Source organism: Saccharopolyspora taberi (genome assembly GCF_039534165.1).
Classification (GTDB): Bacteria; Actinomycetota; Actinomycetes; order Mycobacteriales; family Pseudonocardiaceae; genus Saccharopolyspora_D; species Saccharopolyspora_D taberi.
In genome coordinates this window covers 1-12,754 of record NZ_BAAAUX010000029.1, presented here as the reverse complement: position 1 = coordinate 12,754, position 12,754 = coordinate 1, and the positions used below count along the sequence as shown (strand labels likewise).

Below are 12,754 nucleotides of genomic sequence, written 5' to 3'. Positions count from 1 at the left end.
CCGGACGCGGTCCGTTTCGTCCCCTGGAACCGAGCCCGCGCCGGGGTAACGTCGACGGCGTGCAGCTGACGTGGCGGAACGGACTGGACAAGGCGGAGGCGGCCGAGGTCATGGGCCTGCTCCACGAGACCGAACGAGCCGACGGGGTGGCCCCGGTCGGCGAACACGTGATCCTCAGGTTGAAGGCGCATCGGGACGTGGTGCACCAGATCGAGCCGGTGCAGGCAGACCTGGTCGGCTCCGAGCACTTCGTGGTGCGCGACCCCGGCGGGGTGCTGGCCGGCTACGCCCACCTCGACACCGAGCACGAGAAGAGCGCGGGCCAGCTCGTCGCGGAGCTGGCGGTGCACCCGGACCACCGCCGCCAGGGCGTGGGCACCCGGCTGGTCGAGGCGCTGCTCGACCGCGCCGACCTGCCCGCCGAGGCGGTCGAGTCCGACACCGACACCGGCAGGCTGCGGATCTGGTCGCACGGCGAGCACCCGGGCGCCCTGCGGCTGGCCGAGCGGTTCGGGTTCGTCCGGCCCCGCGAGCTGTGGCGGATGGGCCGGGAGCTGGACGCCGAGCTGCCCGAGGTGGAGCTGCCGCCGGGGGTGGCGATCCGCGCGTTCCGGGTGGGGCTGGACGAGGCCGAGGTCGTCCGGGTCAATCACCGTGCGTTCTCATGGCACCCCGAGCAGGGCGGTATGACGGAGTCGGATCTGCGCCTCAAGGAGAAGGAGGAGTGGTTCGACCCGGCCGGGTTCCTGCTCGCGGTCAACGCCGATGACCGGCTGCTCGGCTTCCACTGGACCAAGGTGCATCCGGACGGAACGGGCGAAGTGTACGTAGTGGGTGTTGATCCCGACACTCAGGGTAACGGGCTGGGTCGGTCACTCACTGTGGCCGGACTCCGGCACCTGCGCGACACTGGCTGCCGTCGGGTGATGCTCTACGTCGAAGCGGACAACGAGCCCGCCATCCGGGTCTACCAGCGATTGGGGTTCCAGCGGTGGGACACCGACGTGCAGTTCGGCAGGTAACCCGGTTCGGTGGCTCAGGTCACTTAACGCAAACAAGATGATCACGCTGGAGTCGCGGACATCACCCGATACGACGTGTGTCCGCTTACTAAGCGTGCCTTGTTCACCTCGGGTTCACCTGGAGGGCGGCGCACGTCCACCCCGGCTGCTTAGCGTTCGGGGCCAGCGGCAGAACAACAGCACGGGCTCGCGGGCCCTGCCGCGCATCCGCCGGTGATTCCTTGAGTGGAGGAACGAAGTGAAGATCAAGCGGCACAGCGCTGCACTCGGCTTCCTCGCAGCGGGCACGCTCGTGCTCTCGGCCTGTGGCAGCGACCAGAACGTGCCCCAGGGCGGCGGGAACCCCGCGCTTGAGGGCCTCCAGGTCGAGTGCGGAACCAAGCCCGTGTCCGCCGAGGGCTCGTCCGCGCAGAAGAACGCGATGGACGTCTTCGCCCGGGACTACGGCCTGAAGTGCGCGGGCCAGACGCTGAACTACACCAAGTCCGGCTCCGGCAAGGGCGTCGCCGGCTTCAACGCGGGCCAGATCGACTTCGGCGGCTCGGACTCGCCGCTGAGCGAGGAGAAGGGCGAGGTCGCCGCCGCGGCCCAGCGCTGCCAGGGCAACCCGGCCTGGAACCTGCCGATGGTCTTCGGCCCGGTCGCGATCTCCTACAACGTCCCCGGCGTCAGCGACCTGACGCTGACCCCGGACCTGATCTCCAAGATCTACCAGGGCCAGATCAAGAAGTGGAACGACCCGGCGATCGCCCAGGCCAACCCGGGTGCGCAGCTGCCCGACCTGGACATCGTCCCGTTCTTCCGCTCGGACGAGTCCGGCACCTCGGACAACTTCCAGAAGTACCTGGCCACCGCCACCAACGGCGCGTGGACCGGTGAGGGCAAGCAGTTCCGCCCCGGTCCCGGCGTCGGCCAGGGCCGCGACGGCAGCGACCAGGTCGCCCAGTCGGTCAAGGCCACCCCGGGCGGCATCACCTACGTCGAGTGGTCGTTCCCGAAGAACCTCGGCCTGGGCATCGCCAAGATCGACAGCGGTGCCGGTCCGGTGGAGCTGTCCACCGCCAACGTCGGCAAGGCGATCGAGGGCGCCAAGATCGAGGGCGAGGGCCACGACCTGCGCGTGGACCTGGACTCGATCTACGGCAACAAGGCCGCGGGCGTCTACCCGATCGTGCTCAACACCTACGAGATCGTCTGCTCGAAGGGCTACGACCCGGAGACCGCCAAGGCCGTCAAGGCGGTCATGACGGTCGCCGCCAACGCCAACCCCCAGGAGCTCGAGAAGTCCGGCTACGTCCCGCTGCCGGAGAGCTTCAAGACCAAGGTCCTCGAAGCGGTCAACGCGATCTCCTGAGGCCGGTACCGGTGAGTCCGGCGCAGCCCGGCGGACTCACCGGTCCTGAGAAGTGAGAGGCTGCAACCAGCAGTGACCGACTCGACCAGAGCCGATACACGCCCTGCGGGCACCGGTGAGAGCACCGGTGCCCCGCGGGGCGTTTCGGCGCCCAGTCCCGGACCGGAGGCTCCCATTTCCGCTCCCGATCTCACGGCGGACCGCAAGAAGGTGGTCCGCATCGGCGACCGAGTGTTCTCCTCGCTCGCGATTGGTTCCGGTGCCTTCGTCGTGGTGCTCATCGCGGCGATCGGGATCTTCCTGCTGATCCGGGCGGTGCCCTCGCTCCAGCTGAACCAGGAGAACTTCCTGCTCAGCGGCGTTTGGGACACCCGAGATCCGAAGAACCTGCACTTCGGCGTGATCGACCTGGCGTGGATCACGGTGGCGAGCTCGGTGGTCGCGCTGATCCTGGCGATGCCGATCTCCTGCGGGATCGCGCTGTTCCTCACCCAGTACGCGCCGCGCGGGCTCGCCCGGCCGTTCGCCTACATCGTCGACCTGCTGGCCGCGGTGCCGTCGGTGATCTACGGCCTCTGGGGCTTCCTGGTGCTGGCCCCGGTGCTGCGCCCGGTGGCGGTCTGGCTGAACGAGACCCTCGGCTGGATCCCGATCTTCGGCCCCGGCAACATCAACACGCTGGCCAGCGGCGGCAACGTGTTCACCGCGGGCGTCGTGCTGGCGGTGATGATCATCCCGACGATCACCGGTGTCACCCGCGAGGTCTTCCAGCGCACCCCCACCGCCCACATCGAGGGCGCACTGGCGCTGGGCGCCACCAAGTGGGAGGTCGTGCGCACCACCGTCTGGCCGTTCGGCCGCAACGGTTTCATCGGCGGTTCGATGCTGGGCCTGGGGCGCGCGCTCGGCGAGACCGTGGCGCTGACGATCATCCTCAGCCTGGTCTTCGAGCGGCCGAACTACAGCATCTTCGACGCCGGCGCCACCTTCGCCTCGCGGATCGCGCTCGCCTCCGGCGAGTTCAACAACCCGCTCCAGGTCGGCGCCTACATCGCGGCCGGTCTGGTGCTGTTCATCATCACGTTCGCGGTGAACGCGCTGGCGCGCTGGATCGAGAGCGCCAGCGGTAAGGGGAAAGCATGAGGACCGACACCGCCGACGTCGAACAGCTGGCGACGCCGCCGGCGTTCCACCGGCTGAGCTTCGGCCGGAAGCTGAAGAACAACATCGCCACCACGGTGTTCGCGGCGGCCTTCGTGCTCGCCGTGATCCCGCTGCTGTGGGTGCTGTTCACGCTGCTCCAGCGCGGGCTCACCCCGCTGCTGGCCGCTGACTGGTGGACGCACTCGTTCAACGGCCTGCTGCCGACCGACTTCGGCGGCGGCATCTACCACGCGCTGATCGGAACCCTGCTGCAGGGCCTGGTCTGCGCGGTGATCTCGGTGCCGCTGGGCGTGCTGGTCGGCGTTTACCTGATCGAGTACGGCCGGGACTCCCGGTTCGCCAGGGTCGCGACCTTCATGGTCGACATCCTCAGCGGTCTGCCCTCGATCGTGGCCGGTCTGTTCATCTACGCCCTGTGGATCACCACGTTCGGGCTGAACAAGAGCGGCTTCGCGGTGGCGCTGTCGCTGGTGCTGCTGATGCTGCCGGTGGTCGTCCGGGTCACCGAGACGATGCTGCTGATCGTGCCCGACGAGCTGCGCGAGGCGTCCTACGCGCTGGGCGTGCCGAAGTGGAAGACGATCGTGAAGATCGTGCTGCCGACGGCGCTGTCGGGCATCGTGACCGGTGTGATGCTCGGCCTGGCCCGCGTGCTGGGCGAGACCGCGCCGCTGCTGATCCTGGTGGGGTACGCGAACTCCATCAGCTTCAACCTGTTCCAGGGCGAGATGGCGTCGCTGCCGCTGACCATCTTCATGGAACGCAGCACCGGCACCGCGGCCGGCGACTACCGGATGTGGGGCGCCGCGCTGACGCTCGTCGTCGTCATCATGCTCATCAACCTCTTGGCCACGCTGTTGTCCAAGCTGTTCGCGGTCAAGACCAAGTAGGGCGGTTACCACTCATGGCCAAGCGTCTCGACATCAAGGACCTGAACCTGTTCTACGGCAAGTTCCACGCCGTGCAGGACGTGACGCTGCAGGTGCCCGCCCGCAGTGTCACGGCGTTCATCGGACCATCGGGTTGCGGCAAGTCGACCGTGCTGCGCTCGCTGAACCGCATGCACGAGGTCATCCCCGGCGCCCGCGTCGACGGCCGGGTGCTGCTCGACGGCGAGGACATCTACGACACCAAGGTCGACCCGGTGCAGGTGCGCCGCACCATCGGCATGGTGTTCCAGCGCGCCAACCCGTTCCCGACGATGTCCATCCGGGACAACGTGGTGGCGGGCCTGAAGCTCGCGGGCGAGAAGAACAAGAAGCACCTCGACGAGATCGCCGAGCGCGCCCTGCGCGGCGCGAACCTGTGGGAAGAGGTCAAGGACCGGCTGAACCGGCCGGGCGGCGGCCTCTCCGGCGGTCAGCAGCAGCGGCTGTGCATCGCACGGGCGATCGCGGTCAAGCCGGACGTGCTGCTGATGGACGAGCCGTGCTCGGCGCTGGACCCGATCTCCACGCTGGCGATCGAGGACCTGATCTCGGAGCTCAAGCAGGAGTACACGATCGTCATCGTGACCCACAACATGCAGCAGGCGGCGCGCGTCAGCGAGCAGACGGCGTTTTTCAACCTGCGCGCGGTGGGCCAGCCCGGCGAGCTCGTCGAGATCGACGAGACGGGCAAGATCTTCTCCAACCCGAGCCAGAAGGCGACCGAGGACTACATCTCGGGGCGGTTCGGCTGATTCTCGGTTGTCCGGCTCGTTTTGCTTGGCGGTGCGGGTGGCGGAACCTCAGGCGCCGCCTCGCTGCGGGATCTTTTTCCGACGTATGTCCAATACGACGGAAAAAGCTGTCCTCGCGAGACGACGCCTGAGAACCCGCGGGTGGTCGTCCTGCGTGCGTGGGCTAAGCGGCTGCGCCGCTTGAAGACAAGAGAACAAGCGCTGGGGCAAGTTGGCTTCCTGGCGAAGGCCGCGGGCCTCGGAGGTTTCTCCGGGGCCCGCGTGCTTTTCAGGCCCCTCACTTTCCTGGCGAGTCGAGCAACGCCGCGGCCATCGCCTGGAGCGCGATAACGAACTCGCCGGGGCCGCGGCTGTTCATGTGCCGGATCAGATCGGCGTCGAAGGCGGCCAGGAGCGCGTGGCCGAGGAAGTCTGCGTCCAGGTCGGGGCGTTCCGCGCTGATCACCTCCGCGAGGTGCTGGGCCCAGAACCGGTAGCTCGGATCCTCGTGCTTGTGGTCGGCGCACGCCTGCTCGTGCGCTGACAGCAGTGCGGCGTTCTGCTCGCCGATGCCGGCCAGTTCCGCCAGGAACGCCATCAGCCGCTCGCGCGGTGCGGCTCCCGGACCCAGCGGCGCCGGGCCGTCGGTCACGGCTTCCCGCAGGGCGAGCGAGCGTTCCTCCAGCAGTTCCCGGATCAGGCCCGCCCGGCTGCCGAAGCGGCGGAACACCGTGCCCTTGCCCACGCCCGCCTCGGCGGCGACGGCGTCGAGCGAGATGTGCGCGCCGCCGCGCTCGGTGAGCAGCCGCTGCGCGGCTTCGAGCACCGCGCGGCGGTTGCGGACGGCGTCGGCGCGCTCGGCCACGGCTCCTCCTCAAGCAACCGGACTGTCGGTCCGTCTATGCTACCGTGGCCCAACCGGACCGCTGGTCCGGTTGAATGGAGGAAGACATGCCGATGCGTGCCCTCGTCGTCGATCCCGAAGCGCCCGCGAACCTGCGGATCGGAACCGTCGCGTCCGCCGAACCGCAGCCCGGCCAGGTGCTCGTCGACGTCCACCACATCTCCCTCAACCACGGCGAAATCTCCTTCGCCGCCGGCCGCGAACCCGGCACCGTGCACGGCTACGACGCCTCCGGCGTCATCGCCCGCACCGCCGCCGGCGGCCCCCGCCTCGGCGCCCGGGTGATCGCCTTCGGCTCCGGCGCCTGGGCGGAGCGCCTGGCCGTCGACGCCGACGCGGTCGCCGAGATCCCCGACTCCGTCGGCCTCTCCGACGCAGCCGCGCTGCCGATGGCCGGCCTCACGGCGCTGCGCACCCTGCGGACCGCGCCGATCCTCGGCAAGCGGGTCCTGGTCACCGGCGCCTCCGGCGGAGTCGGCCGCTACGCGGTGCAGCTCGCGGCCATCGGCGGCGCGCACGTGATCGCGCGCGCGACGCGCACGGACGGACTCGCCGAGCTGGGCGCGCACGAGGTCGTGACCGATCTCGACGGGATCGCGCCGGTCGACCTCGTGCTGGACAACGTCGGTGGTCCCGGCCTGCGCGAAGCGTGGGACGTCCTCGCCCCCGGCGGGAGCGTCCAGAACATCGGCTGGACTTCCGGCGAACCGGTCGAGTTCCCGCCGTACTCGTTGTTCGCCATCGGTCCGTCCAAGTCGCTCAACACCTTCGGCGACGTCGCCTCGCCCGCCGCCGATCTGGCCGCGCTCGCCGGATTCGTCGCGCAGGGCAGGCTTTCGCCGGAGATCGGCTGGCGCGGTCCGTGGGACCGGATCGCAGAGGCCGCCGATGCCCTGCTGGGGCGGGAAGTCCGCGGCAAGGCCGTCCTGGAGGTCCGCTGATGCGCATCGGACTCGCGCTCGACGAACGGGGACGCAGCCACGAGTCCCTTGTGGACGAAGCAGGAAAGGCCGCGGCGGCGGGATTTCCGGCCTTCTGGCTGGGACAGCACACGTCCTGGGACGTCCTCACGACGCTCGCCGTCGCCGGGAGCGCCGTACCCGGCATCCGCCTCGGCACCGCGATCGTGCCCACCTATCCGCGCCATCCGCTGGCGCTGGCCGGACAGGCGCTCACCGTCCAGGCGGTGACGGGGAACCGGCTGGACCTCGGCGTGGGCCTCAGCCACCAGGTCGTGATCGAGGGCCAGTTCGGGCTTTCCTTCGACAAACCCGCGCGCCACCTGCGCGAGTACCTGTCGGCCCTCGGGCCGCTCCTGCGCGGGGAGAGCGTGGACTTCCAGGGCGAAACGCTCAAAGCCGTGGGGGAAGTCGAGGTTCCGGGGGCGCGGAGCCCTTCGCTGCTGGTGGCCGCGCTGGGACCGGCGATGCTGCGGGTCGCGGGTGAACTCGCCGACGGCACGGTCACGATGTGGGCCGGGCCGCGAACCCTCGACACCCACATCGTCCCGGCGATCACGCGGGCGTCGGCAGGCACGCCCAGGGTGGTCGTGATGGTGATGGTCTGCGTCACCGGCGATCCCTCAGGCGCGCGCGACCTGCTCGGGAGCCGGCTCGCGGTCGCCGGGGAACTTCCCAGCTACCGCGCCGTTCTGGACCGGGAAGGCGCGGGCGGCCCGGCGGAGGTGGCCGTCGTCGGCGACGAGGCGGCGGTCCGGCGGGAACTCGGCCGGTACGCCGACGCGGGGGCGACCGAGTTCGTCGCGGTCCCGTTCGGCACGGCGGAAGAACAGCGCCGGACCACCGCCCTGCTGGCCGGGATCAACCGGGAATCTTGTCCAGGAAGCCGAGAACGTCCTTGATCCGCCCGGATTCGTCGAGCACCGCGACGTCGAACCCGACGACCACGGCGGCACCGCCCTCCGGTCCCAGCTCCCAGGTGAAGCGGCCGATGTTGTGGTGCGAGTCGGCCGTCGGGCCGGGGCGGAAGGTGAAGTCCGGGAACTTGCCCTGCACCGCCGAAATCGTCGCGTCGATGGCGTCCCGGCCCGCGGCGGCGGCGAGCGGATCGGTGTAGGTGCCGTCCTCGGTCCACAGGTCGTCGACCGCGGCCCGGCGGCGCTGCGGGTCCCGCTCGTTCCACGCCGCCAGGTAGCGGGCGATCACGTCGTCGAAGTTCATGTCCGAATCCCTTCCGGTCGGTTGTCGACGACCATCCTCGGGATCCGGCGTCATCGCGTCGATTACCTCGGAGGTAATGGCCGGGCGGGTTAGGTTCCAGGTGTGCCAACGACAACAGCACCGGTGGGCGCGCTGCTGCGGCAGTGGCGGGAGCGCCGCCGGATGAGCCAGCTCCAGCTCTCGGCCGAGGCCGAGATCTCCACCAGGCACCTGAGCTTCGTGGAGACCGGCCGCTCCCGGCCGACCAGCGAGATGATCCTGCGCATCAGCGAGCACCTGGACATCCCGCTGCGGGAGCGCAACGGGCTGCTGCTCGCAGGCGGCTACGCGCCCGCGTACCCGGCGGGGGAGCTGGCCGGGATGAGCAGTGTCCGCACCGTCATCCGGCAAGTCCTAAGTGGACACGAGCCGCACCCGGCGGTGGTGGTCGACCGCGACTGGAACCTGGTCGATGCCAACCGCGGCATCGGGATCTTCCTCGAAGGCGCGGCGGAGGAACTGCTCGCGCCGCCGATCAACGTGCTGCGGCTGAGCCTGCACCCGGACGGCATGGCGCCCCGCATCGCCAACCTCGGCGAGTGGCGCGCGCACTTGCTGGGGCGCCTGCGCAGGCAGGTGGCCGCGACCGCCGATCCGGCCCTCGACCGGCTGCACCGCGAGCTCGCCGGATACCCCTGCGACCAGCCGGAACCGGAGGTCGAGCTGCCCGGCGCCGGCGAGGTCGCGGTGCCGCTGCGCTACCGCCACCAGGGCCGCGAGCTCGCGCTGATCAGCATGACCGCGGTCTTCGGCACCCCGCTCGACGTCACCCTGGCCGAGCTGGCGATCGAGTCGTTCTTCCCGGCCGACGCCGCGACCGCCGAGGCCCTGCGTCAGCCGTAGCTGTCGGCCACGGCGGAGATGAACGCGCTGGAGTCCTTCGGGTTCAGCGCCGTGCCGCAGACCTTCTCGAACGCGGCCAGGTAACCGCGGGTGTCGGCCGCCTTGTCCAGGAACCGCGAGTTCGCCGAGTCGCCCAGGTGCACCACCTGCGGATCGGCGTCGTCGGGGAACGAGAACACCGAGATCCGGTCGCCCATCAGCGGATGCCCGCCCGCGCCGAACGGCAGGACCTGGATGGTGACGTTGCGGCGGTAGCCCATCAGCACCAGGTGCTCCAGCTGCTGGCGCATCACCGCCGGACCGCCGACGACCCGCCGGAGCGCGGCCTCGTCGAGCACCGCCCACAGCTCCAGCGGGTTCTCGCCCAGCAGCCGCTGCTGCCGGGTGTTGCTGACGGCCAGCCGCTCCCGCAGCTCCTCGCCCTCGGCGGCGAAGACCGCGGTGCTGTAGTCGGCGGTCTGCAGCAGCTCCGGGATCGGATCGGTGCCGTAGCAGCTGACCGCCTTGGCCGAAGTCTCCAGCCCGAGGTAGGTCTCGAAGCCGGGCCGCTGCGCGGTGGTCGGGAACTCCTGCCACCAGCCGCGCTGCTTGGAGTCCTGGGCGAGGTCGATCAGCGCGGAGACCTGGTCCTCGGAGGCGCCGTAGAACTCGGCCATCAGCCGCACGTCGGAGGTGCGCACCGGCACCCGGCCGAGCTCGATCTGGCTGATCTTGCCCTGGGAGCAGTCCAGGTGGGCGGCGACCTCGCGGTGCGTCCGGCCCGCGTTGTCGCGCATCCGGCGCAGCTCGGCCCCCAGCCGCCTGCGGTGCACTGTCGGGCTCCTACGCACGCCGCACCTCGCGGCTGTCGATCACTGCTCTCACCCGATCGAGGATCGCACAACCGAATGCGAGGATCGAGTGCTGAGACCGAGTATTAATAAGACGGAATGCGAAGCGATCTCAAGGCGCGCGGCGGTGCGGGTGGCGGAACCTCGGGCGGTGCCTGCCGAGCGGCTGCGCGGCTCAGGCGGAGGGCATCTTGCCGGTCACGATGAACTCGACCCGCCGCGCGACCGCCACCGCGTGGTCGGCGAACCGCTCGTAGAACCGGCCGAGCAGGGTCACGTCCACCGCCGCGGCCACCCCGTGCGACCAGTCCGGGCTCATCATCACCGTGAACAGGTGGCGGTGGAGGTCGTCCATCTCGTCGTCGTCCTCTTCGAGCCCGCGCGCGGCCTCGACGTCCTGGGTGCGGATCACCGTGCGGACGCGGCCTGCGAGCTTCACCGCGATCCGGCCCATCTCGGCGAAGTACGCCTGGACGTCCTCGGGCAGCACCGCGTGCGGGTGCCTGCGCCGCGCGGTCTTGGCCACGTGCAGCGCCAGGTCGCCCATCCGCTCCAGGTCCTCGGCGGCGTGGATGGTGGAGATCACCGTCCGCAGGTCGCCCGCGACCGGGGCCTGCAGGGCGAGCAGCCCGAAGGCGTGCTCCTCGGCCCGCGCCCTGGCCTCGTCGACCTGCACGTCCTCCTCGATGACCTGCTCGGCCAGTTCGAGGTCGGTCTCCAGGAGCGCCTTGGTGGCACGCTCCATGGCACTTCCGACCATCGTCGACATGGAGGCGAGTTCGTCGGCGAGCTTGCCGAGCTGTTCCTGGTAGACCTCACGCATGGGGACCAGGGTACTTCTCGGAAGAATCGGACAAGGCGCGCCGTGGTGAACCAGGGATGAACGAGCCGTGAGAAACCCGTTCCCAACTGCGCGGATGCGACCAGATCATCCGCACACGTCCTCTCCCGCGTTCACCGTCGACAGGTCACCGGGCACCGGCGGCTCGGGCGCCTGCTGCGGGCGGACCGCGGCCGGCCCCGAACCGCCCTGCGGCAGCGTGCTGGTCTCGGCGGCCTTCTGCGGCGGCGCGGGCGGGGCGACCGGAGCGCCGTCGATCATCGTCCGGAACAGCGCGTCGGCGTCGGCCTCGCGCAGCTCCTCCCGGCCCGCGTCGTTGGCGTAGCCGGTGGTGGGCACGGTGATGAAGGTGACCTTGCTGGCGTCGAGCCCCTGCAGCGACTGGCCCAGCTCCAGCAGCCGGTCGGTGCCGACGTTCTCGCCGAAGGTGTTCTGCGACACGGCCTCGACGAACCCGCCCAGCTTGTTCGGGTCGAGCAGCACCTGCCCGGACATCGTCTTGCGCAGCAGCGCCGAGAGGAACCGCTGCTGGCGCTCCATCCGGCCGTAGTCGGAGGTCACGTCGCCCTGCACGTGGCGGGCGCGCACGTAGCTCAGCGCCTGCTGACCGGTCAGGGTGTGCCTGCCGGCCTGCGGCAGCACGGTGCCGATCACGTCGTCGATCACCGGCTTGGCGGTGCAGATCTCCACGCCGTGCACGGAGTCCACCATGGACTTGAAGCCCTGGAAGTCGATGCCCAGGAAGCTGGTGATCGACAGCCCGGACAGCTGCTGGATCACCTTGGTCGTGCACTTCGGACCGCCGATGGCGTAAGCCTGGTTCAGCTTGGCCTTCTGCTGCGCCTCGGCCTGCTGCCCGGTGTACTTCCCGGTCGCGGCGTCCCACCGCTCGCAGGCGGGGATCGCGACCTCCAGGTCGCGCGGGAACGAGACCACGACCACGCGGCTCCGGTCGGCCGGGATGTGCGCGATCATCGTGGTGTCGGCGCGGGCGCCCGGTTCGTCGTTGGTGTCGCCGACGCCGTCGTCGGCGGTCGCCCCTGCCCGGGTGTCGGAACCGATCAGCAGGAAGTTCTGGTCACCGGTCTGCTTCGCGGCGTCCTTGATGGAGTCGGAGTTCGGGTCGAGCGAGTCGATCTCCCGGAACTTGGCGTCCACCCACGCCTTCGCGCCCCACATCGTTCCTATGGTGACGAACACGGTCAGCGCGGCGGCCACCGCGAGCGCCTTGATGATCAGCCCGGTGCGGCGCTTGCGCTGCTGCGCCTTCCACTCCATCCGGGACGCACCGGCGTCGCGGCCCTCGACGTAGTCGAAGGGCATGTCGCTGCCCAGCTCCGGCTCGCGGCGCTTGCCGAACAACCACGCGTACTTCTTGCGCCGCGCGGCCTCCTCCTCGGCGATCTCGTCGTGAACGGCGGAGAACCGCGCCAGCGTCGCGTCGATCGCGCGAACCTCGGCGTCCTTGTCCGCACCGGACTCTTCGTCGGCTTCGTCGACCTCCACGTCCTCGGCGTCGAGCGCCTGGACGATCTCGGTCTCCTCGGCGGGCTTCGGCGCGGCGGGCTTGGGCGTGGCGGGCTTGGGCGCGGCGGGCTTCCCGGCGGCCTTCGGCACCGGCCGGGCGAGGACGGTCGCGTCGCCCTTCGGCTCTGCGGGCTCCGGGCGTTCGGGTCGCTTGGCGAGGACGGTTTCCTCGCCGGTCGGCTTCGCTTTCGGCGCCTGCGGTGCGTTCTGGGGGGTGTTCGGCGGTGCGGTCGGCGGGGTGTTCGGCGCCTTCGGCCCGGCTGGGACCGCAGGGTGCTGGGTGGTCGCCTCCAGGTCGGGATCCGGCGGAGCCGCCCGGCCCGGGGCCTTCGGCCGGGCGGGTCCGGACAACGCCTCGGTGATCTTGGTGGCTTCGCCGGCCTCCGGCGA

The 12,754-nt window shown here is 70.2% G+C and carries 13 protein-coding genes; 8 read left to right on the top strand and 5 right to left on the bottom strand.

Annotated features, from left to right (window positions below):
- The first annotated feature begins 65 nt into the window (after positions 1 to 65).
- The 5 genes from mshD to pstB all read left to right on the top strand — a co-directional run bounded on the left by mshD (position 66) and on the right by pstB (position 5,221).
- Positions 66 to 1,022, top strand: a complete 957-nt coding sequence (mshD, locus tag ABD691_RS28870; protein WP_344685450.1) for a mycothiol synthase — start codon at positions 66 to 68, stop codon at positions 1,020 to 1,022.
- A gap of 238 nt (positions 1,023 to 1,260) precedes the next feature.
- The gene (pstS, locus tag ABD691_RS28865) at positions 1,261 to 2,376 is read left to right on the top strand and encodes a phosphate ABC transporter substrate-binding protein PstS (protein ID WP_344685090.1); all 1,116 of its coding nucleotides are present in this window, start codon (positions 1,261 to 1,263) and stop codon (positions 2,374 to 2,376) included.
- Between the two features lie 210 nt (positions 2,377 to 2,586).
- Positions 2,587 to 3,519: a phosphate ABC transporter permease subunit PstC gene (gene pstC / locus ABD691_RS28860; RefSeq protein ID WP_344685089.1), complete on the top strand. Its 933-nt coding sequence runs from the start codon at positions 2,587 to 2,589 to the stop codon at positions 3,517 to 3,519.
- Positions 3,516 to 4,430, top strand: coding sequence for a phosphate ABC transporter permease PstA (gene pstA / locus ABD691_RS28855; RefSeq protein ID WP_344685087.1), 915 nt, complete (start codon positions 3,516 to 3,518; stop codon positions 4,428 to 4,430). The genes pstC and pstA overlap by 4 nt, the downstream gene beginning before the upstream one ends.
- Before the next feature lie 14 nt (positions 4,431 to 4,444).
- Positions 4,445 to 5,221 (top strand): phosphate ABC transporter ATP-binding protein PstB, encoded by a 777-nt coding sequence (gene pstB / locus ABD691_RS28850; RefSeq protein ID WP_344685085.1) that lies wholly within the window; start codon positions 4,445 to 4,447, stop codon positions 5,219 to 5,221.
- 277 nt (positions 5,222 to 5,498) lie between these two features.
- Here the strand turns inward: pstB and ABD691_RS28845 are convergent, their stop codons facing one another.
- The gene (locus ABD691_RS28845) at positions 5,499 to 6,065 is read right to left on the bottom strand and encodes a TetR/AcrR family transcriptional regulator (protein ID WP_344685083.1); all 567 of its coding nucleotides are present in this window, start codon (positions 6,063 to 6,065) and stop codon (positions 5,499 to 5,501) included.
- Positions 6,066 to 6,151: 86 nt separating this feature from the next.
- On the opposite strand from ABD691_RS28845, the gene ABD691_RS28840 reads away from it, so the two are divergent.
- Together ABD691_RS28840 and ABD691_RS28835 are read left to right on the top strand one after the other, a co-directional pair.
- Positions 6,152 to 7,045 carry a zinc-binding dehydrogenase gene (locus ABD691_RS28840; protein WP_344685081.1) on the top strand — a complete coding sequence of 298 codons (894 nt, stop codon included), beginning with the start codon at positions 6,152 to 6,154 and terminating at the stop codon, positions 7,043 to 7,045.
- A complete protein-coding gene (locus ABD691_RS28835) occupies positions 7,045 to 7,965 on the top strand; it encodes a TIGR03564 family F420-dependent LLM class oxidoreductase (RefSeq protein ID WP_344685079.1) in 921 nt (306 codons plus the stop codon). The genes ABD691_RS28840 and ABD691_RS28835 overlap by 1 nt, the downstream gene beginning before the upstream one ends.
- Here the strand turns inward: ABD691_RS28835 and ABD691_RS28830 are convergent.
- The gene (locus ABD691_RS28830; RefSeq protein WP_344685077.1) at positions 7,925 to 8,284 is read right to left on the bottom strand and encodes a nuclear transport factor 2 family protein; all 360 of its coding nucleotides are present in this window, start codon (positions 8,282 to 8,284) and stop codon (positions 7,925 to 7,927) included. The two genes, ABD691_RS28835 and ABD691_RS28830, sit on opposite strands and share 41 nt — an antisense overlap.
- 102 nt (positions 8,285 to 8,386) lie before the next feature.
- Here ABD691_RS28830 and ABD691_RS28825 point away from each other — a divergent pair, with 102 nt between their 5' ends.
- Complete coding sequence (locus ABD691_RS28825) at positions 8,387 to 9,166, top strand: helix-turn-helix domain-containing protein (RefSeq protein WP_344685075.1); 780 nt, start codon at positions 8,387 to 8,389, stop codon at positions 9,164 to 9,166.
- On the opposite strand, the gene ABD691_RS28820 is transcribed toward ABD691_RS28825, so the two are convergent.
- From ABD691_RS28820 to ABD691_RS28810, 3 genes are all read right to left on the bottom strand, one after another.
- Positions 9,157 to 9,996 carry a helix-turn-helix domain-containing protein gene (locus ABD691_RS28820; RefSeq protein ID WP_344685073.1) on the bottom strand — a complete coding sequence of 280 codons (840 nt, stop codon included), beginning with the start codon at positions 9,994 to 9,996 and terminating at the stop codon, positions 9,157 to 9,159. The two genes, ABD691_RS28825 and ABD691_RS28820, sit on opposite strands and share 10 nt — an antisense overlap.
- A gap of 175 nt (positions 9,997 to 10,171) precedes the next feature.
- Complete coding sequence (gene phoU, locus ABD691_RS28815) at positions 10,172 to 10,819, bottom strand: phosphate signaling complex protein PhoU (protein ID WP_344685072.1); 648 nt, start codon at positions 10,817 to 10,819, stop codon at positions 10,172 to 10,174.
- Positions 10,820 to 10,924: 105 nt separating this feature from the next.
- Positions 10,925 to 12,754 (bottom strand): LCP family protein (locus tag ABD691_RS28810; protein ID WP_344685069.1); only part of this gene is annotated, 1,830 nt, incomplete at its 5' end.